Genomic DNA, 20,572 nt, shown 5'->3' with positions numbered 1-20,572 from the left:
TTCCCCTCCTTTACTCTTCTTCATAAGCATGGGCCATCGCAATAGAAACAAGCTGATGGACATGCTCGTCGGCTAAAGAGTAAAAGACCATCTTTCCTTCTTTTCTATATTTGGCAAGTTTCATATTCCTTAACAATCTTAAATGATGTGATGCTGTAGCAGTAGTGGACTGGATGATATTCGCTACGTCACATACACACAGTTCTTTCTCCAGAGTAAGTGCATAAGCGATTTTTAATCTGGTCGCGTCTGATAACGCCTTGAAAATCAATTCTACCCCAAGGACTTCATCCATTTTAGGTTGGACTCGCTGTACGACTTCTTCATCGTAACAAAATGTATCACATGTATCTGTGGATTTCGCCTTCATATTCTGGTTCGTCATATATACAACCCTCATTCTTATGTTTGTTTGAATGTTTATTTATAGTGTATGCTCTGTTCACCAAAGGGTCAACCAATTCATTCAAAAATTCATTTGAATATACAATTTTTGAATGAATGAGGGATCTTCATATAAAATAATGATGTGTAAGGTAAATTGAAATGGTGGGAAGGAATTTATGAAAAGAATTGCTGCTGGAGTTTTGTTTTTACTATTTTGTTTGATCGGTATTCAATCTAAAATCACCCCGACAAGGATGCGTTCAAATGTCCAACTCCCAAATGGTTCTTTTTACCCTGGGACAGACATTGAAATAGAACCGGGGGATTTGTTGTTTACTCCCATTGGAAAAAGTGAATCGAAGTATGTCGGACATGTCGGCATCGTCAATGGAAATTTAAAAGTTGTGCATTCCATACCAGCCGGCCTGGCATTAGACGAAGTACCCGCATACTTTCAAAAATTCAGATCGATAACGATTTTTTCACCTGTTGAATCCGATGTCGGTAGAAACACAGCAAGTTTTTTAGATGCATTATATGATGCCTATCCCCGAGCAGTTTATCGAGTCATGACGCCTTTAGGGTTCGACTGGCATGAACAATACTGTACGAAAATTGTCTGGCAGGCTTATTATTATGGCTCAGGGATAAATCTAGGTTCTTATTCACCACATGCAAGAGCGATCCACCCAGAACTCTTAAAAGACCGTCGATATTTAAAGATCAAGGCAAAAGGACTATAAAAAAAGATCATCTGAATGCAGATGATCTTTTTTATAACTTATTCATGAATTGGTCTTCGGATACGATTTCGATTGAATGACCCTGACTCAGTAACATCTCCGCACGTTCTAATTTGCTTGTTTTTTTGCCATTCATATAATTCTCATAAACACCAGGCCCGACGACGACAAAATTGGTCGTTGATTCAACGTTTGTCTGCCAACGCCCGCCGGCATCTATGACATGTTGAATCGCTTCTTCACGCTTTAAGCTTTTTAACTTTCCAGTAAAAACAACGGATGCACCGTAATAGGGATGCGATTGGTCAAATTCAGTGGTGGCTGCAGTAAAGGTCTTGGCCACAGGTTTTCTTGCACGTTTCCCTTTATTAAGGCGAGCAGGTTCATATCCCTTATCGTACATCATTCCGTTGATGGTACCTGTTTTATCCACCAATTCTTTTGCATCTGACGCTTCCAAGTGATTGGCGGCATGCAGAAAAATGTGAGCGGCTGCTCTTGCATCATCCAAAGCATGGTGATGATCGAACTGAATACCAAGATGATCCGAGACTGCTTTTAAGTTGTATCGGTGTAGCGTCCACGTTTTTTTAGAGATATTCAACGTGCAGTTATAAGCGAGCATCGGATAAGGCAGATCATATAGATCCAATACAGAACGCAGGACACCCATATCGAATTGAGCATTGTGAGCAATCAAAAACTTACCCTCAAGACGATCTTGAATTTCCTGCTCCCACAAAACGTCGAATTCATGGGCATCAGCGACATCCTGCTTCGTGATCCCATGTATACTTACATTGACCGCAGCGAAGAAATTCTTTTTCGGTTTGACCAAGCGGTAGTACTCGTCTTTTAATCTTCCATTTTCATATTCTACAAGGCCGATTGAGCAAACACTTCCTCTGGAAGAGTTGGCGGTCTCAAAATCCAGTGCCACAAAATTCATATCAAGTCTCCTTTACGAACATATGTATCTCTATAGTAAAACGACCTGCGAAGGATTGTCTATCGTTTTGTCCCTATGGACTACCTTTTTAACCATAGTTCACGTGCAGTGTGATCACTTATATGCAGCTCTTCGATAAAAAAGTCGTGAAGCGGCTGCGACTGATCCCAAGATTGATAGAGTTGAATCAAGGGTGTGAGACTTCCATCAAAATAATCCTCGACCAGGCGTTCCACCACCCAGGCACTTCTCCAATAATCATAGAAAGCAGCTGTGAAAGACTCATTATTGCCCATCCGATATCCAGCCTGTCCGAAGTTTACTAATGGGTATTCACCAAACTCAGACTTGTAAAATTGAATAAGTTCATATTCTACGCGGCTCAAACGTACTCGTTCCTGCTCATCCAGCATGAACGTTCTCGGAATGTACTCACACATTCCTTCCTCAAACCACATGTTCTCTTCATCACCTTCAAAATCATCGTGGAAGAACTCTGCATGGTGGGTCCATTCATGAGCTGCGATCATAGCAACTTCTCTTACATTTGTTTCACTATAATAATCATAAACCTCGCCCATTTTTTCTGGGACTACTGTTGAAAAGAAAATCTCTTTCCAAACGGAAGGCTCTGGGTTCAAATGAATCAAATCTCTTGATGTATAAGCTGGAATAGGAATTTCAGAATAGAGTTCTGTTGCAGAGGAAAAATCGTGGAATACCATCCCCCTTGGTTGTTCAACCTTAGTCAACTGCTCAAGTTTTGGAATATATTCATTCAAAGCGTTTAATACTTGTTTTCCTTTGTCTTCAATTTCATTAACTTTTTTTGTATCTGTGACAGAAATCGCATACTTCATAAACCAGTCTCCTACTTTATATTTTATTCCATAAAGATTGATATAAACAAAGAACGCGTCCACTGGAAGGAAGCGTTCTTTGTTTATGTTTACTGGACTATCTACTCTCAGTGGACCCTGCTTTCAAAAAACCACCCATTAGACAAACCATACTTACAGCCCATAAAAGTCCGGCCTGCCCCAAGTGAATGGATGCTTGCTCGGAAGACATCACTTCACCGGAGGGTACAGCCATAGCCTTTAGTAGAAAATAACCGGCTGCTGAAAAGAATAATAAATGGGTGAGGAACCAGTTGTACGCCCTTCGTTTTCTTTTGATCCTTAAATAAATGACTACAATCATTGCGATACTCATGAACGCAACAAAGCCTCCCACCAGCATGGGGTAGACTTCCTGCTCCATAGGCATACTTTAATTACCTCCTTATCAACCAGGGTACTTTTCTTTTAGATGTTCGATGGAATGCTGAATCATATTTTTCATGACCTCTACATCAATGTCATCGACTTTATTGATATAAACACATGATTTCCCAGTCTTATGTTTTCCAAGCTTCTCTAGAAAAGTTTCTCTTTTAGGATCATCTGCGGGAAAATACAGACTGATATTCGCTTTTCTTGGTGAAAAACCTATGAGTGGAGCATCCCCTTCATGACCTGATTCATAAACGTAATGGTAAGAGCCAAAGCCGATGATACTTGGTCCCCACATTTTCGCCTCATAGCCTGAAGTCTCTGTGAATATATCCAATAGTCTGTAAGCATCTTCTTTTTTCTTCTCATGATTTACATTTTCGATGAATTCCTCGACACTATGATCAGTAGGCTTTGTTTTTGGTTCATATCCCATAGAAACACCCTCCTTGATTTTCCATCTAACTTTACTATTCTTCAAATATTTCAAGATTCCTTTGATGGAGAACTAATCATCAAGGTTCATGGCAGTGAGTGTTTCACCCGTTTCAATTAAACTCTTCATGTTACTTAAAATAGCGGGCCAGCCATTATTCAATCCATAAAAGGTGTCAGGGTCGTCACAAAAATCACCAGGATTCAATCCCTCATGAACCAAAGTCAATCGAACAGCATTTTCAATAGGTTTTAAATAGAAGTGTACGACAGTTTCTTTTTTACGATCTTTTTCCGATGCATGCAGCCAAGAATAAGACAAGTGCTGCTCAGGCTTAACAATTTTAAGTGTACCCTCAACATCCAGCGATCCGGATGGTGTAAAAAATGTGACCTTCGATCCTTCTTCCCAATCAGAATGCACACGTCGTCCAAAGAAATACTGTTCAGTCATATCGCCTTCAGTCAGAGCTTTCCATACTTCATCGACAGTAGAAATTATGTAAGTTTTATAAACAAATTCCATGATTTTCATCCCCTCCCACTTTATAATCATAGCATGAAATTACATGGACTGTTTTTTCAGCGTCTGGTGTCTTCTTTTCCTCTTGTTCATGAGATATTCAACAGCCCCTGTACCAAGTAAAACTCCCGAAACAATGAATAAGAGGCCTAAGATATGCTCCATATATATCGATTCCTTTAGAAATAGACTTGCACCCAAAATAGCGAAGAATGTGTTGAAATTGATGAAGATCGCTGTTTCAGCTGGGCCGACATGTTTTGTTGCGAAATTATAGACCATATGTCCAAAAGCGGTGCAAATCAAGGCACTGAATAAGAATACACCCATCATTTTCATATTGAATAACTGAATGATTTGAGCTGGTTCAGTTTCTACAACCATACTGATTACAAAAATGAAAACAGAACCGATGACCAGCATATAACCTGTCAGCAAACGTGGGTCTAACGAAGGATTCAGTTTTCCGATCAGAATAAAGCTATATGCTTGAGCTGCGATGGAAAAGAAAACGAACAGATCTCCTATTGAAATTCCACTCACCCCACCAGGACCAGCTAATGTCGTTATGATGACACCTGTGAATCCTAGGAGGAATCCAGCGCCTTTTATATACGTCACTTTTTTACTTAGGAGAAATGTAGATAAAACCATCGTCAAAAGCGGACCTAACCCGACAATTAAACCACCATTGACGCCCGTGGTATATAAAAGTCCCACCCCCATCAAAGCATGATGGGCGACCACATTGAATAAGAATATGTAACAAATCGTTGATAATTCTTTCTTCGTCGGCAGTCTTAATATTTTCATAAAAGAGAGAGCAATCAATACACCGACTCCAGCTGTGAAGATTCTGATGGATGTTAATAGAATAGGATCAATTTCTGCTACGAGAATCTTTATAGCCGAGACATTGAATCCCCATACCATCATGACGGACAACAACAACAAATAGATAGATTTCATGCATTCACCTGTTCCTGAGCTAGAATTACATTCATTGTATGGGCTGGAATCCAGACTGTCTACAAGTATAAAAAAATAGAGCACAGCCGTAATGGCTGGTGCTCATAGAATTTATTTCTTGTAAATCGTTAATTTCTCTTCAATAGGCGTACGTTCTTTGCTTTTCGGTTTTTCATCGAAAAAGCCAAGGTGCAGGAATCCGGCAATTTTTTCACCAGGTTGAATATCTAACAGTTCACGGACTTGAGGTTCATAAATGTGAGGGTTTGTTTTCCAAACGACTCCTAACTGTTTCTCCCAAGCCAGAAGTTGGAAGTTTTGAATGAAGCAGCTGATGGCACCGAAGTTTTCATCCCATTGCTTTTGACGTGGATCTTCCTTCATGACAGCAATCAAGAATGCTGCCGGCTTACTGAAGTAATTGCGACGATTCTCCTGACGATCAGGAGGGAAAGTTGCCACTAAATCCTCAACAAATTGCTCTTTCTCTTCAGAAGGAACAAAAATAAACCTCCATGGCTCTCTCATACCATGAGTTGGTGCCCACTTTGCATCTTCCATCAATTCAACTACTAATTCTTGTGGAACCTCTTTATCCAAATAATTATTCTTTACGGAGCGGCGCTCACGGATAATTTTTGCTAATTCTGATTTTGTCTGTACCATACCATTCACCTACATTTACGAATTTTTTCAATCTAACTAAATGATAATCTTTCTCAATGGAGATGTCAACGTTCTCAAAGATTGTTTTAAAGATCTTTCGACATCATGATGTCTGTCGTCCTGAACTTCATTTTCTCATAAAGGTGAACGGCTCTATGGTTATGAGCAAAGACATGCAGGGAGAGCTTAGCTGCACCTTGCTGACGTACGTATTCTTCAAGTTCTTGCAAAGCGACACTGCCTTTCCCCTTATCTCTCGCATTTTCAATTATGTAAAAGTTGTAAATAAAAGCCTCTTTTTGAGGATTTTCTGTATTGAAATGATACCAAATGTACCCTTCACTTTCTTTCGTATCAACTGATTGAATCGACATGAAGTAATGCTGTTTCGTCTCTTGCCCTTCAGGTAATAAGTCATCAAACACATCTTTAGAATTATTGATTGCTTCTTCTGCGTGCCAGGTTCCTGCTTTCACTTTTTCATCTGCGTATCTTTGTATTTCATCTTTTATGTAGAGATCATAGTTTTCCTTTTCAAGTGGTACGAGTTTAATCAAAATATTTAACTCCTTCTCTGCATAGACTTATAAGTTAATCATACAGAATCTGCCAATGAACGACAACTTCAATCAAATAAGAAAACCGGAACAGATCTAAATGACCTGCCCGGTTTACTATTTACTCAAAGAGGTTCATATATTCTCCATAACCTTCATTTTCTAACTCGTTTTTTGGAATAAACTTAAGAGCAGCTGAGTTCATGCAGTATCTTAATCCAGTGGGCTCAGGTCCATCAGTAAACACATGCCCAAGGTGAGAGTCTCCATGTTTACTTCTCACTTCAGTTCTCATACCGAAAATACCTGGATCTTCTTTTGTTACGATATTATTATCATTTATCGGTTTGGTAAAACTTGGCCACCCAGTTCCTGATTTATATTTATCAGTTGAACTGAACAAGGGTTCACCTGATATGAGATCTACATAAATGCCCTCTTCCTTATGATCCCAATACTCGTTATCAAATGGTTTTTCTGTCCCATCTTCTTGCGTTACCTCATATTGAATTGGAGTGAGCATCTCTTTCAACTCATCTTCAGAATACGAAACTTCTGTTCCGTCATATTTTAGAACGACCAGACTGTTGGTTATTTCATCCTCACTCTTTTTCTCTTCACCCGACAACCTTTGTACAGCAAAAGTGAGTACTCCTACAACTATAAGTGTCATAACTACATACATCATCCTGCTTTTCATCTGCCTTCCCTCCTCGTTTGAGAATCAAGGGTTCTTATTCTTATTGTACCACCATAAATTTCAATGAAGAATTACTATGCTCGCACAACTGTCTTTAATCACTTATGAAATCGATAAAACTTGGAAATCCTATAGAAAATCACATCAATGGAGGGATTTTTTTGATAGATACACGTATGATAGGAATCTTCATTTGCCTCGTATTCCTATTAGCAGCCTGTGGAACTGATCAACGTCCACTACAATATGAAGAAGTCAGGTACAATCCCACAGCTATCAATACGGCATACGATGAAGAAGTTAAGAATGAGCAGTTATTCAATTTCAGGTCATTTAATTTAGCCGTCGATTATGAAAAAGATCTAACTTATGAAGTATTTTACTCTCACGATCTAAATGATATAGTCGCTACAATTAATGATTTTGATCAACAAAAAGTCATAGGTGAAGAAGCGTTCAATCAACTGACTCCACACTTCCAGGAAATGAGCTTTGATGAAGACACTACAAAACCGGAAATCATCGAGGAAGTCATTGAAATCCTGGGGCTTGATCCTTCCTATAGTAAATTTGCACTTGAAGTCACCTACCATGATGGTTCGAAAAAAGTTTATAATAATTAATTAAACCACCTCCGGTTTCAAAAGCCGGAGGTGGTTTTGTTATTATTTATTGATATTATTTTTTTAACATTTCGGAGTTGCTACTAAGTTTTAATCAAGAATCGTGTTTGATTACTGTTTTGCCGTCTTTCTGTTCGATCTTACGCTCTTTCAGCAGCTGGCCGATCGCACGTTTGAAAGCTGCTTTACTAATTTGAAAAGTCTCTCGGATCTCCTGGGGATCACTTTTATCGTGCAGATGCATAACGCCATCGTTTTCCTGCAGATATTCATAGATAACTTCAGCATCTTCCTTCATGCTTTCCTGCTTTACGGGCCTCAAGGAAAGATTAATGGTACCATCTTCTTTTACGTCAATAACTCGAGCTGTGAGAGTCTGCCCCAACCTCGGTTCTTCTTTCCTTTCGTGAGGGTGGATGAATCCTCTATAGCCTTCCCCGGTGAGTACTGCTGTTCCTGCTTTTGTTGCCTTATACACACGAGCGGTCACTTCGTCATGAAGGATCGATGATGGAGCTTTTTCAATGTCATCCATCACTTCCTGCTCAGATATCGGCTCAGCAAGCAGACGTCCTTTTTTATCGATTTCAAGGCTTACAAAAAGGTGATCCCCTTCTTTCGGCCATACTGACTTCAATAAAGGAAGATCATCATTCGATACAAGAACTTCCCTCTCTTCAAGTCCGATGTCTACAAATACTCCCATATTTGGTACGACTTCATCCACTTCTGCCCATCCATAAGAATCTCTTGTTGCTTCCGGGAGGAACATCGTAGCCAATGCATGTCCTTTTTTATCGTTATAGATAAAAACTTTTACATTTTGATTGGGTTCCAATTCCCCATCTACGTAATCTTCAGGGAGTTTAATTTCTGTTCCATTAACAGAAACTATAAAGCCTTCTGTAATCTTTTTTAGTACTTCAGCTTCCTGGATAGTTCCCAAGTATTGGTTGTTCATTAACATTCTCCTACCTTTTTAAACCGTAATGTCACTTATTATATCTTACATGAAGCCTCTAGGGAAAGGGAACATTACTTTGTATAGAGATTCAATGAAATGAAAAAGGTGCGGCAATCAGCCGCACCTCGTTATTTTAATACCACCAAGAAGCTCCTACGATAATTAGGAGAATAAACAATACAACAATCAGCGCAAAGCCGCCACCATAACCTTTACTCATTCCAATTCCCCCCTTTACTTCTATATATGTAAAGGAAGATGGGTTGGTATGGGTGAAAGTAGGATATGTGTCATGGAATGGGTGAAATGCCTATATATTCATTGTTCAAATTCTTCGGCTAGCAGGCGGTACGATTCCTTCTTCTTATGAAAATCAAATATGTTCGTAATGATGAGGAACTCATTGATGCCATAACGTTCAGAAAGCTCCATCAATTCATTTTTCACTTTTGAAGGGCTTCCGATTATACATCTTCTGCGATTTTGTTTTACCTTTTCCAACTCAATCGTTGTGAAAGTTTTATCTTTCACTTCACGAACTGAAGGAACACGGGTGTCCAGCCCTTTTTCTACCTGCAGGAGCCATTGATCCTGGCTTAGTGCCAGTTCTTCTGCCTCTTCATCCGTTTCTGCACACACGACGAATACACATACATTCGTTTTCGGTTTTTGTAATCCATAAGAAGGTTTGAATTTGCTTCGGTAAGCTTCTAATGCTTCCTTACCGTGATCTGGATTGATGAAATGACCATAAGTGAATCCGGTCCCATTTACGGCCGCATGTCTTGCACCTCTTTCCGTCAACCCGAGAATCCACGTCTCTGGTTGAAGAACTGTATGAGGACGAGCGGATACACCGAAATAGGAATCCCCTTTTGGTACATCATCATATAGAAAACGAAGAAGTTCTCTGACTTGTCTGGAAAAAGAGCTCAAGGGTTTTTCAATGCCGTCTGTCAGTGCAAGTCGGGTTTTTTTACCACCACCAGGGGAACGCCCCAAACCTAAATCAATTCTTCCAGGATAAAAAGCCTCTAATGTCTTGAAGTTTTCAGCAACCTTCAATGGGCTGTACTGAGGTAAAAGAACGCCTCCTGAACCCACCCTGATAGTTTTTGTAGCCGCTGCGATCTGACCGATGAGGATTTCAGGTGAAGAACTTGCCAATCCGTTCGTGTTATGATGTTCAGCTACCCAGTACCTCTCATACCCTAGATCTTCTGTAAATTGAGCCAACTCGATGGTCTGTTGCAGAGCATCTACTGCCGTTTGTCCCTTCGATATAGGACTTTGGTCTAAAACGCCGAGCTTCATCTTGCTGCCGCCTTTCTTTCCAGCTACTTGTATACATCTCTCATAATTTGGTTTAATATTTTCAATTGTTCTTCAAACAGGATTTTATATTTTTTCTTCAGTACATCGAATTCTTCTTTGCCTTGATCGGTCAAGTAATACCAGTATACCTTCTGCCTTTTTTTCTCATGGGATTTATAGTCTTCCCGCCGTTCCAACAACCCTTCCTCTGTCATTTCGTGAAGCGTGTCCAACAACGTAGATGGAGCTGGAATCCAATTGGTCGTCAATTTTTTGAATTCACCTTTGAAGTGTTCGCTGATCATCGGTTGATGAATCTGTAACAAATGCATAATATAAAATTTTGTAAACTGTGCTGCACTCATATTCAAAGCGAAGCGCTTAGGATTATTCTTATGTGACAAAATCATCCACCTCCTATGTAAATGGCCTTACCTACATTTTACAATAAAAGATGGATGATTTGTCCAATCATACGCACATTCGTTCGCTTATTGAGTTTTTTATTTTATCATTTCTGAGTTGCTACTAAGTTTTAAGTGATAATGGAAAAACGTTATTTTTCCATGGTAAAACCGATTTTTCCGAAGTTTTTAGTATCGCGTAAGTATTCAAAGGCTTCCTTATATTCTTCCACAGAAAACAGTCGATCCAGTTGAGGCTTGATATTATGCTCGGAGACGAAGCGCAGCATTTCTTGAAATTCTTCCGCACTTCCCATCGTCGTCCCTAAAAGATTGTATTGCCCATAGAAAAATTCTCTGATATTAATGGATACTTGATCATTGGTCGTTGCTCCGAAAGTGACGACTGTACCACCTTTTCTCACAATTCCAAGCGATTTATTGAACGTGGCTTCCCCTATACTCTCAATAACCATATCTACCTTTTCAGCGGCAAGCTGTTCTTTCCAATCACTTTCTGTAGCAATGGCTGCATCGGCCCCTAGACGTAAAGCTTCCTCCCGTTTATCTTGGGATCTCGAAGTGACGATGACTCTAGAACCAACCGCTTTAGCAAATTTCAACGCAAAAGTAAGGACACCGCTGCCGATCCCGGGAAGTAAAATCGTCTGTTCCGGCTTAAGGTTCCCGCGGGTAAACAAGGCTCTGTAGGCCGTCAAGGCTGCCAAAGGCAGGACACCCGCTTCCTCAAAGCTCAAATGTTCCGGTTTCAGTTCGACATGATCTTCAGTGCATGTATAAAATTCAGAGAAAGTACCATCGAAAGGAAGGCCGACGATTTCAAACCCTTCAGGTGGAGCATCACTTTTTTCTTTCCAGTTCAAACCTGGATTAATGACGACTTCGTCACCGACATTGAATTTTGTAACTTCCTCACCTATCTCTTCTATAACCCCGGAGGCATCTGAGCCCGGAATCAACGCTGGATCATCCGCTTTATGTCTTTTTGTAACGACGGCAATATCTCGTCGGTTCAAACCAGCTGTATGTACCTTCACTTTAACTTCATCCGCTTTTATTGTCTTAGTCTCTACCTCTTGAACACTCAAACCTTCAAACCCTTCTTTTCCTTCGTGTACTATGGCGCGCATACAAATCCATCCTTTCATTCGCTTATTTGCTATTAGTCTATCAATAAAAGGGACCATGTCAAAATAAAAAACCTACGCTTAATGAAAAGCGCAGGTTGAAAAGATGATAGATTCATTTACTTAGTTACTTAAGACTTGTACTTTAACAGACTTTCTACCGAATGCTAATGCATCGCTCCGTTCAGGAATGAATACATCTATACGGTTGCCTTTGATCGCTCCACCAGTATCAGCTGCAATCGCTGTACCATAGCCTTCTACATAAACTTTAGAACCAAGTGGGATTACGTTAGGGTCGACAGCAATCACTTTTTGATTAGGGTTGGCTCTCAAGTCGACTCCTGTCGCTGTCACGCCGCTGCATCCTGTGCAGTACGCAGTATAAGCAGTAGCTTCTGCTGTGAATTCTTTGACTACATTGTTCTCTGATGCCTGTGATTTTGTGCTTGTATGAGTAGCTGTAGAATTACTGTTTTGTGTGTTCGCAGCAGGTTGAGATGCCGGGACCGCTTTACCATTCACTTTAAATTGATCACCGGGATGGATGAGTGAAGATGATAAATTGTTCCATGCCATCAATTGATCTACGGAAATTCCATGCTTTTGAGCAATTCCCCATAGAGTGTCTCCGGATTTCACTGTATACGTTGAACTATGATTGGAAGTTGATTGCTGTTTAGTCGTAGACTGACTGGATTCACTGGATACCGTCAATCGTTGGTTTGGATAAATTAAATTAGAATTCAGGTCGTTCCATGATTTAAGTTGATCTACAGATACATTGTATTTTTGGGAGATGCTCCAAAGCGTATCTCCTTTATTGATTTTATATTCTTCTGCACTTACAGATGTGGCGAATGCTCCAGTTAAAGCTACAGTAGCGGCAATTGAAAAAACGGTTTTTTTCATAGTTTCTGCCTCCTCTTGATAGTTGCCTTGCTTGTGATTGGTCTTGGTTGTTTATCACAATTACAAGAATAACAGAATCTATGGTTTATTTAAGAACAGGACGCTAACAGTTTGATTTCAAACTTAACACGTACATTGCATAGATATTACAATGCATGAAAATAGACCCAATTTACTTCAAAATCCTCCCTGGTCTATCATCGTTCGACAAAATTCCAGTTTTCTTAAATGGGTTTACAATTTACAAATTAAAAAAGCCTACCACTCAGGGCAGGCTTTTTTTTCATTATTCAGCTAAAGCGGCAGATTTTTTCTGCACTTCAGGATCTTCAAGGAACTCATCGTAAGTCATTTCTTTATCAATGATTCCGTTAGGAGTGATTTCTATGATCCGATTGGCAATCGTTTGAATGAACTCATGGTCATGAGAAGCAAATATGACGGATCCTTTGAAGTTGATCAACCCTTTGTTCAAGGAAGTGATTGATTCCAAGTCCAGGTGGTTGGTCGGCTCATCTAATAACAATACATTGGCACCAGATAACATCATCTTGGATAGCATACAACGGACTTTTTCTCCACCTGAAAGGACGCTTGCCTTTTTAAGTGCTTCTTCTCCGGAGAACAACATACGTCCAAGGAAGCTGCGTAGGAATGTTTCCGTTTCATCTTCAGGAGAATATTGACGAAGCCATTCAACAAGACTCAAGTCAGAACCTTCGAAGAACTCGGAATTATCTTTAGGGAAGTAACTTTGAGAAGTCGTCACACCCCATTTATAAGTCCCTTCATCCGGCTCAACTTCTCCCATAAGGATTTGGAACAATGTCGTTTTCGCAGTTTCATTCGTACCGACTAATGCGACTTTGTCATCCTTATTCAATGTGAAGCTTACATTATCAAGAACTTTTACTCCGTCTACTGTTTTTGAAAGGTTTTCCACCGTCAATAGGTCGTTACCGATTTCGCGATCCGCTTTGAATGCGATGTACGGATATTTACGGGAAGAAGGCTGGATGTCATCCAATGTAATTTTATCCAAGAGTTTTTTCCTCGACGTCGCCTGTTTGGACTTGGACGCGTTGGCGCTGAACCTGGCGATAAACTCTTTCAAGTCTTTGATTTTTTCTTCTTTCTTCTTATTCTGTTCCTGGGCCATCTTCATAGCCAACTGACTGGATTCATACCAGAAGTCATAGTTTCCGACATAAACTTGGATTTTACCAAAGTCTAAATCTGCGATATGCGTACACACATTGTTCAGGAAGTGACGGTCGTGAGATACGACGATAACTGTGTTCTCAAAATCGATAAGGAAATCCTCAAGCCACTGAATCGCTTTGATATCAAGGTGGTTGGTCGGCTCATCAAGCAGCAGAACATCAGGATTTCCGAATAGTGCTTGAGCTAAAAGGACTTTCACTTTGTCAGATCCTTCAAGGTCCGCCATCTTTTTATCATGAAGGTTTTCTTTGATTCCCAATCCGGTCAGAAGACGGGCAGCGTCTGAATCAGCTTCCCAGCCATTCATTTCAGCGAATTCGCCTTCAAGTTCAGCAGCACGCATGCCATCTTCTTCAGAAAATTCACCTTTCATATAAATGGCATCTTTCTCTTTCATCACTTCGTACAGCTTGGTATGACCCATGATGACCGTCTCAAGTACTTGATACTCATCGTATTCAAAGTGGTTCTGCTTCAAAACAGCCATGCGCTGATCTTTTTTAAGGGAAACTTCTCCCGTCTGAGGTTCCATTTCTCCACTTAATATTTTAAGGAATGTAGATTTACCTGCACCATTGGCACCGATCAACCCATAGCAGTTTCCTGGTGTGAATTTTATATTGACGTCTTCGAATAATTTTTGATCACCAAAACGAAGACTCACGTTGTTGACATTTAGCATAATCATAATCCTCCAGTATTCGAGTAATAAACATTAGAATTATATCATTATCGCACATGAGAAAACAGGTCTCAAATCGGATTTGACTAACCTGCACTTGAAAAAGAGCCTTTTACTTTTGTTATCCATCATTGTTTCCAAAGCGTTCATTCTCAAACATTGAGCTCAGTGGGGAACTTACATAATTCTATTCATCATAAAAAAACGGCCGCTATAAACGGCCGTCTGCTTACTTCTCTTCTTGCTTATAGTAAAGACTGTTGTTTTCCACAACTTGCAGGACTTTGTTTTCCTGTTCCATCGGACTTCCGCACATCGGACATTTGTTTTCCTGATTCGTCCGGAAGTTATCCCTCATCCAGCAGTTGCAATCGTCAGAAGTACATACCCAGATCTTTGTTTCTTCTTCCTTTATTTCAGCTTGATTCTTTTTACCGAAAGCCATTTCTGAAGCCTCCTTAAGACATTGAAGTTATGTAAAAGAGACTGACCTCACAAGCCAGTCTCTTTTTTATTTGGTTATTATAGTTTAGTAACGTTTGCAGCTTGTGGCCCGCGGTTACCTTCCGTGATTTCAAACTCTACAGCTTGACCTTCCTCTAGAGACTTGAAACCTTCTTCGTTGATTGCGCTGAAATGAACAAACACATCATCTTCGCCTTCAATCTCAATAAACCCGAAACCTTTTTCCGCGTTAAACCACTTCACTGTACCTGTTTTCATAGAAATGGATCCTCCAATATGTCTTAATTTAATATGCGTTTTGCAATAATGAAAAAATCACATATTATAAAAAGTACCAATAAGACTTGATCACTCTTTATAATAGGTGATTGGAGAGTCTTTCTTATTTATTGGCAATACTTTACTATTATCATAATCATACTATGCTTCACCGGTGAAGTCAAGCAAATGTTCTTAACATGCCCACATTGTAGTATATACAGCGCAACACCCTTTTATTCCATAAAGTTACGTTTTTTCAATTATTCCACAGGCCATCCTTTTTCCGGATTTGCCACTCGGCTGGGATTGAAAGTCATCAGGTCCTTGATGAAGAATAACGGATTTACCGATTATATCATCAACCTTGAACCGATCGGTAAAAAAGATCATCCTCGCCCGCCCTTGATTGGAAAATAATACAGGAAAATCACCGGCATGATTTCCATGGGGCTGGTTGTCAGGATTCCAGTGTCCTCCTGCGGTAGCAAAAGGGTTTTTACCGTCTCCGATTTCGCACACCCCTTTTTCGTGGATATGAAATCCATGGGGACCGACAGGGGCTGTTTTTTTACGCGTAAAAGTAGGCAGCCCTTCTACATTTACATAGATTTCAACACCATAAGGCATCTGATAAAAATGGACGGATCCTTTCAAATCTGGTGCTATGGGACTGCTGCTGAATATCGCTTTTGCTGTTTGAGTAGCATAGATTTGTCTATACGGGCCCTGAGGTGGATGGAGCACCATACACTTCCCCCTCCTTTTGTATCATGTTTACGCACGGGGACCACTCAATAGACCACCACTTATCAGGTAAGGTTTTACAATGAATTAGTGATGTGCTACACTCCCTGTAAATCTCACATCAAAGGAGAATGAACACATGAAAAAGTTTTTAATGACACTATCTATTTCCACCGTAGCTGCCTTCGGATTGACCGCATGCAGTTCAGGTGATGAAAATGCGGAATCAGATAAAAAAGAAGAGAAGACAGAACAAACAGAGAAACAAGCTTCTGAAAGTAAAGCTGAAGGCCCTGTAGCTGTTGTAAATGGTGAAGAGATTCCACGAGAAGACTTCAATACACGTATGGAACGTATGAAAGAACAATATTCTCAAATGGGCATGGACATGGAAGGCAAAGAAGATCAACTGAAAAAGAGCATCGTTGACCAGATGATCGGTTCAGAATTATTGATCCAATCTGCTGAAGATGCCGGGATCGAAGTGACAGATGAAGAACTACAGAAAAAATACGAAGAATTCACCAAACGCTTCGAAAACGAGGAACAATTACAAAAAGCTCTAAAAGACAATGGAACGACAGAAGAAGAAGTGAAAGAACAGTTGAAAATGCAAATTAAAGTTGACGAATATATTGCAGACAACACAGAAATCGATGTTTCCGAAAAAGAATTGAAACAACAATATGAAGCGATGAAAAAGCAGAAAGAAGACGTCAAAAGCTTTGAAGAAATGAAGCCTATCCTGAAACAACAGCTTCAAAGTCAAAAAGAACAACAAGCAGTCGGAAAACTGGTCAAAGAACTACGTGAAGAAGCAGAAGTTGAAGTGAAGATATAATCATGAAAGAGCCTGCCAATCGGCAGGTTCTTTTTTATCATCAAAAAATCCCCGCGTCTAAGGAGGAGGAAGAAACCCTTAGACGCGGGGTGATTTGTTTCATTTTATGCAGCTCATGATTCAACTAGAACGCTTCTCTAATTCTTTATAAGCTTTCTCCATTTCTGACGTATCTTTTGTTTCCTGCAAATTGGTGATCCAGCGTTCGAATGTCTGTTTCGTTTGTTGCTTCCATTCATCTCGGTAAGCATTGAAAATTTGATTCATCGCTTTACCATAATAGGTGTTCAATTGAGTTTCAGCCTGATTGAAACGGCTTTGCAGCTCTGGTCGTAGGATGGAAGCCATTTCGTCTTTCATGATTTCCTTCTCGTTCTTTTCAAAAAATGCTTTTGTACTTTTGAAAGTTTTCAAAACTCGTGACAAGTCGGAACTCTTCAGTTCCACATTCATTGAAAATTCCGGTACATCAAAACCCTCCCACTCCTTGGAATAAAGGTGGAGGCCTGATTGAATCTTCCTCAATTCAGATTCCAGCTTCGTTTCCAGTTGTTTCATGGTCTGTTGTATGAGTCGTTCGAGTCGCAAACTGATCGCCCGAAGTTCCTGTTTCATTTCATGATCAACTTCATCCAGCAAGTTCTTTTGGGCCTGGCGCAGCCGGTCTTTCACTTCTTCTCCCTGCCCCTTGATCGTGGCAGGGTTGAAGTGTTGTTTAAATAAACCATTGAAATTCAACATCATCCGCTCATGGGCATAGTGAAGTTGTTTTTCAGCCTTATTTTCAATCACCTTGGAATCGACAGTGAGGTTTTGCTGCTCAAAAACCTTCAGAGCTTTTGTCTGCTCTGACTTCAAGGATTCGAGTTTATGCTTCCGCTCCTCCTCACCGAGTCTGCTATTTTCAATCAAAGTGGAGAGTGTCAATCGAATGTGATCCATATCCTGATTCAACGATTGAATCAAAACCTGTGCGAGTTCCTCTTTTAAGAAGTTTTCAAAATCACTTTCGAAGGTCTGGATGCCTGAAGGAGGCACGTTTAGGCCATGTTTTTCTTTTAAAGCATTAAGGCTTGACGCTCCATACAACCTAGGGTGACGAATACCGAATTGCAAAAGCTGATCTTGGACGTACCCTTTAACGAATTCAAGTTCTTCCTCAGATTCCGCCAGGTCGGAAGCGTTGATGATGAAGAACATTTTATCCATGGAAAAACTGTCTTTCACACGCCCTAACTGCGTCAAGAACGATTGATCTGCCTTAGAGAAAGGGTGATTATAATAGGTGACAAATAATACAGCGTCTGAATCCTTTATATACTCAAACGAAACATTCGTATGTCTCGCATTGACAGAATCCGCTCCCGGAGTATCCACGAGAGTGATTCCTGCCCGGGTGAAAGGGCAATCGTAAAACAGTTCCATAGTTTCTACGAAACAAGACTTCTTTTCTTCAGCCACATAGCTTCTGAATTGTTCCCATTCAATGAAAATGTTTTGTCCCAACTCATCTTTCATGTCCATAAAACCATCAAGAAAGGCCTCTAAAAATGAATATTGCTTCTGGTCAAGCTTCTTCCATACATCCTTCGATAGTTCTTTCGCTGTTTGGTATCCTTCTTCAACCGTTTGAACATCAACATCCAGGCGCGCAAAGATCCCTTTCATATCTTCCAGCATATGAGCAGACGTTTTAAGTTTCACCTCTATCGTGCGGTGAGGATGATCGGACGTCGGTGGAGAAATTTTGTTGATTGTTGCTGTTGTCGGATTTGGTGAGACGGGCAGCACCTTTTCCCCCAGTAGAGCATTAGCGAATGAAGATTTCCCAGCACTGAATGCTCCAAACAAGGCTACGGTGAAGTGCCTTTGTTCCAATCTTTCTTTTTTCATTTTCAGATGATCATAAAGGTCCGCAATCGTATCTACATCATGGATGATGGAAAGCGTTTCATCTGCATCCTCTAATGTTTTATCCAGCGAGGAGGATTCTTTTTCAACCGGAGTGGCATCTTCATTTTCGCGACTGCTTGAGTAAACTTTCTCTTCTGACTCTGTGAGAACTTCCTTCTTTTCAATCATTCGTTCGGTACGATGCTCCAGATCTTTATGGACAAGATCTTTTTCGGTAGTTTCAGGCTCTTTTTGAAGCAGAGCCTCCATCTGGTCTCTGAATTCATTTATTTGCTCTTCCATACGTCGGAGCTTTTGATCAGCTTCTTCCCACTCGGTCCGCGCATGTAAAGCAGACTGATTTTCTTGATTGAATGCTTCTCTCTGCACTCTCAGGGAGTCTTCTGCATCCTGTAGAAGACTATTCGCAAACGCACGCATCTCTTTTTGAATATCTTTTGAAACCTGGTCTGTATAACGCAGGATATATTCTCCCGTTATTGAAGCCCCAGGTTCAATAAGATCAAAAAGCCGATCTTGATCGTACGAGAAATGGAATGCCTGGACTTTTTGAATCAATTCAGAATCTTTGACGCCATATTTCTCAAATAACTTCAAAAAACGGTCTCTTAAAGGCCACATCAAGTTTTTCTCCAGAGATTCCATTAAATGAGAATAAAATGTCCGGGCTCTTTCCTGTCTGGCCTCCTCCGTTTTCTTCCTGGCAAAAACCAACCCCACTTTGAAGCCCGGCTGTTGAGCCTCTAAGAATTGAGCCGCATCTTCTCTCAGTACGCTTGGCATTAAATAGGCATTTGATATGAACGATCTGATTCGATCCTCATAATCATCCTTAAAACCTTTCACCCACTCATCCGTGGTGAGAAGATCTTCATTGTTGACTTCTTTTTGATCGAGGACCTTTTCTAATTGGGCGAGTTTCCCTTCCAGTTGTTGAACCTCTTCTTCCTGGTTTTCCTCAAGAATTTCAACCGACTCTTTATTGATGGCATCAACATCCCTTAAAGCCTGGTCTTCGATCGTTTCATAAGATCGTTTCCATAAGCTTTGAAAATCTTCCTTAAGGCGGTTGAATTCATTGATGGGAAGATGAAGTTGTTTCATAGAGGTATAATAGATGTTCTCTGGAGTGATCCCCCATCGTTTTAACGACTCTACAACACTGGCTTGGAACTCTTCATAAGCGATCTCTTCTTCATTATGCTTATCCACCTGATTGATGACGATGGAAAAAGGTGTCCCCCGCTCCTGCATATCCAGTAAAAACTGCAAATTGACCTCTGACTGTACATGGTTGTAATCCATGACGTAATAAAGGTAATCCATCAAATGTAAAGAGGATTCAGTGATCAGCCGGTCAGCGTCGTCCGTGGAATCCACACCAGGGGTATCCAATACCGAACCGTGGGAAGGAAGGCCGCTGTCAGGTCTGCTGATCTCAACTCTAGTAATCTCATCTCCGTCTTTGCACATTTTCTTAATTTGTTCAAAATCTATTTCACCTTTATATAAGACAGGGTCGTTCCCTCGCATGTGTGTGACGGTATATGGATCACCCTTCTTTAGTTGAACGATATTCGCACTTGTAGGAATTGGACTTGAAGGCAGCATATCCCGCCCGAGCAGATGGTTGATCAACGTTGATTTTCCTGCAGAGAAGTGACCTGCAAAGCCGACCATCATCTTTTTACCATTCAATTTTTCTATGATATCTAATATTTTTTCACTCTGTTTTTCACTGATATTTTCTTTCGTATAGCGGTACAAGGGAGAAAGTGTATCCGCTTTCGTTGTTGTAATGACAGACATGGAACGAACTCCTTTTTGACTAGACGTTTCCCTTTTATTTTACTCTTAACATTGCCTTTAACTC

General features: G+C 40.4%; 24 protein-coding genes. 3 read left to right on the top strand and 21 right to left on the bottom strand.

Features of this window, described 5'->3' with window-relative positions; translation table 11 throughout:
• Window positions 1-10: 10 nt before the first annotated feature.
• A complete protein-coding gene (locus LCL89_RS03600; RefSeq protein WP_224807765.1) occupies window positions 11-385 on the bottom strand; it encodes an ArsR/SmtB family transcription factor in 375 nt (124 codons plus the stop codon).
• A 178-nt stretch (window positions 386-563) separates the two neighbouring features.
• Between LCL89_RS03600 and LCL89_RS03595 the strand changes: the two genes are divergently transcribed.
• Entirely contained in the window at window positions 564-1,130 is a 567-nt protein-coding gene (locus LCL89_RS03595; protein ID WP_224807761.1) for a C40 family peptidase, read from the top strand.
• Between the two features lie 31 nt (window positions 1,131-1,161).
• On the opposite strand, the gene LCL89_RS03590 is transcribed toward LCL89_RS03595, so the two are convergent.
• The 9 genes from LCL89_RS03590 to msrB all read right to left on the bottom strand — a co-directional run bounded on the left by LCL89_RS03590 (window position 1,162) and on the right by msrB (window position 7,203).
• Window positions 1,162-2,079, bottom strand: a complete 918-nt coding sequence (locus tag LCL89_RS03590) for an exonuclease domain-containing protein (protein ID WP_224807759.1) — start codon at window positions 2,077-2,079, stop codon at window positions 1,162-1,164.
• An 80-nt stretch (window positions 2,080-2,159) separates the two neighbouring features.
• A complete protein-coding gene (locus tag LCL89_RS03585; RefSeq protein WP_224807755.1) occupies window positions 2,160-2,939 on the bottom strand; it encodes a hypothetical protein in 780 nt (259 codons plus the stop codon).
• 97 nt (window positions 2,940-3,036) lie between these two features.
• A complete protein-coding gene (locus LCL89_RS03580) occupies window positions 3,037-3,348 on the bottom strand; it encodes a hypothetical protein (protein WP_224807754.1) in 312 nt (103 codons plus the stop codon).
• A gap of 18 nt (window positions 3,349-3,366) precedes the next feature.
• Window positions 3,367-3,789 carry a DUF1801 domain-containing protein gene (locus LCL89_RS03575; RefSeq protein ID WP_224807753.1) on the bottom strand — a complete coding sequence of 141 codons (423 nt, stop codon included), beginning with the start codon at window positions 3,787-3,789 and terminating at the stop codon, window positions 3,367-3,369.
• A gap of 72 nt (window positions 3,790-3,861) precedes the next feature.
• Entirely contained in the window at window positions 3,862-4,314 is a 453-nt protein-coding gene (locus tag LCL89_RS03570; protein WP_224807752.1) for an SRPBCC domain-containing protein, read from the bottom strand.
• A gap of 39 nt (window positions 4,315-4,353) precedes the next feature.
• Complete coding sequence (locus LCL89_RS03565) at window positions 4,354-5,280, bottom strand: DMT family transporter (RefSeq protein WP_224807747.1); 927 nt, start codon at window positions 5,278-5,280, stop codon at window positions 4,354-4,356.
• 111 nt (window positions 5,281-5,391) lie between these two features.
• Window positions 5,392-5,946: a nitroreductase family protein gene (locus LCL89_RS03560; RefSeq protein ID WP_224807746.1), complete on the bottom strand. Its 555-nt coding sequence runs from the start codon at window positions 5,944-5,946 to the stop codon at window positions 5,392-5,394.
• An 86-nt stretch (window positions 5,947-6,032) separates the two neighbouring features.
• Entirely contained in the window at window positions 6,033-6,503 is a 471-nt protein-coding gene (locus LCL89_RS03555) for a GNAT family N-acetyltransferase (RefSeq protein WP_224807745.1), read from the bottom strand.
• Between the two features lie 121 nt (window positions 6,504-6,624).
• Window positions 6,625-7,203 (bottom strand): peptide-methionine (R)-S-oxide reductase MsrB, encoded by a 579-nt coding sequence (gene msrB / locus LCL89_RS03550; RefSeq protein WP_224807744.1) that lies wholly within the window; start codon window positions 7,201-7,203, stop codon window positions 6,625-6,627.
• A gap of 161 nt (window positions 7,204-7,364) precedes the next feature.
• Between msrB and LCL89_RS03545 the strand changes: the two genes are divergently transcribed.
• A complete protein-coding gene (locus LCL89_RS03545; RefSeq protein ID WP_224807740.1) occupies window positions 7,365-7,826 on the top strand; it encodes a YusW family protein in 462 nt (153 codons plus the stop codon).
• A 94-nt stretch (window positions 7,827-7,920) separates the two neighbouring features.
• Here LCL89_RS03545 and LCL89_RS03540 read toward each other — a convergent pair whose 3' ends face one another.
• From LCL89_RS03540 to LCL89_RS03495, 10 genes are all read right to left on the bottom strand, one after another.
• Window positions 7,921-8,787: a CvfB family protein gene (locus tag LCL89_RS03540; RefSeq protein ID WP_224807739.1), complete on the bottom strand. Its 867-nt coding sequence runs from the start codon at window positions 8,785-8,787 to the stop codon at window positions 7,921-7,923.
• A 136-nt stretch (window positions 8,788-8,923) separates the two neighbouring features.
• Entirely contained in the window at window positions 8,924-9,010 is an 87-nt protein-coding gene (locus tag LCL89_RS03535; protein ID WP_008640034.1) for a YjcZ family sporulation protein, read from the bottom strand.
• Between the two features lie 98 nt (window positions 9,011-9,108).
• Window positions 9,109-10,104, bottom strand: a complete 996-nt coding sequence (locus LCL89_RS03530) for an LLM class flavin-dependent oxidoreductase (protein ID WP_224807738.1) — start codon at window positions 10,102-10,104, stop codon at window positions 9,109-9,111.
• 23 nt (window positions 10,105-10,127) lie between these two features.
• Window positions 10,128-10,514, bottom strand: coding sequence for a PadR family transcriptional regulator (locus LCL89_RS03525; RefSeq protein WP_224807737.1), 387 nt, complete (start codon window positions 10,512-10,514; stop codon window positions 10,128-10,130).
• Window positions 10,515-10,660: 146 nt separating this feature from the next.
• Window positions 10,661-11,659: a zinc-binding dehydrogenase gene (locus LCL89_RS03520; RefSeq protein WP_224807736.1), complete on the bottom strand. Its 999-nt coding sequence runs from the start codon at window positions 11,657-11,659 to the stop codon at window positions 10,661-10,663.
• A 120-nt stretch (window positions 11,660-11,779) separates the two neighbouring features.
• Entirely contained in the window at window positions 11,780-12,568 is a 789-nt protein-coding gene (locus LCL89_RS03515) for a LysM peptidoglycan-binding and 3D domain-containing protein (RefSeq protein WP_224807735.1), read from the bottom strand.
• Window positions 12,569-12,854: 286 nt separating this feature from the next.
• Window positions 12,855-14,474, bottom strand: coding sequence for an ABC-F family ATP-binding cassette domain-containing protein (locus tag LCL89_RS03510; protein WP_197316093.1), 1,620 nt, complete (start codon window positions 14,472-14,474; stop codon window positions 12,855-12,857).
• 229 nt (window positions 14,475-14,703) lie between these two features.
• A complete protein-coding gene (locus tag LCL89_RS03505; RefSeq protein WP_197316094.1) occupies window positions 14,704-14,919 on the bottom strand; it encodes a cold-shock protein in 216 nt (71 codons plus the stop codon).
• A 77-nt stretch (window positions 14,920-14,996) separates the two neighbouring features.
• Window positions 14,997-15,197 carry a cold-shock protein gene (locus tag LCL89_RS03500; protein WP_197316095.1) on the bottom strand — a complete coding sequence of 67 codons (201 nt, stop codon included), beginning with the start codon at window positions 15,195-15,197 and terminating at the stop codon, window positions 14,997-14,999.
• A 249-nt stretch (window positions 15,198-15,446) separates the two neighbouring features.
• Window positions 15,447-15,944 (bottom strand): superoxide dismutase family protein, encoded by a 498-nt coding sequence (locus tag LCL89_RS03495; RefSeq protein WP_224807733.1) that lies wholly within the window; start codon window positions 15,942-15,944, stop codon window positions 15,447-15,449.
• A gap of 139 nt (window positions 15,945-16,083) precedes the next feature.
• Here LCL89_RS03495 and LCL89_RS03490 point away from each other — a divergent pair, with 139 nt between their 5' ends.
• Window positions 16,084-16,785, top strand: a complete 702-nt coding sequence (locus LCL89_RS03490; protein ID WP_224807732.1) for a SurA N-terminal domain-containing protein — start codon at window positions 16,084-16,086, stop codon at window positions 16,783-16,785.
• A 120-nt stretch (window positions 16,786-16,905) separates the two neighbouring features.
• Here the strand turns inward: LCL89_RS03490 and LCL89_RS03485 are convergent, their stop codons facing one another.
• Window positions 16,906-20,508, bottom strand: a complete 3,603-nt coding sequence (locus LCL89_RS03485) for a dynamin family protein (RefSeq protein WP_224807729.1) — start codon at window positions 20,506-20,508, stop codon at window positions 16,906-16,908.
• Window positions 20,509-20,572 lie beyond the last annotated feature (64 nt).

This window comes from Halobacillus yeomjeoni (genome assembly GCF_020171525.1).
Taxonomy (GTDB): domain Bacteria; phylum Bacillota; class Bacilli; order Bacillales; family Halobacillaceae; genus Halobacillus; species Halobacillus yeomjeoni.
The sequence above is the reverse complement of the archived record's forward strand: the minus strand, read 5'-3'. Positions and strand labels throughout refer to the sequence as shown.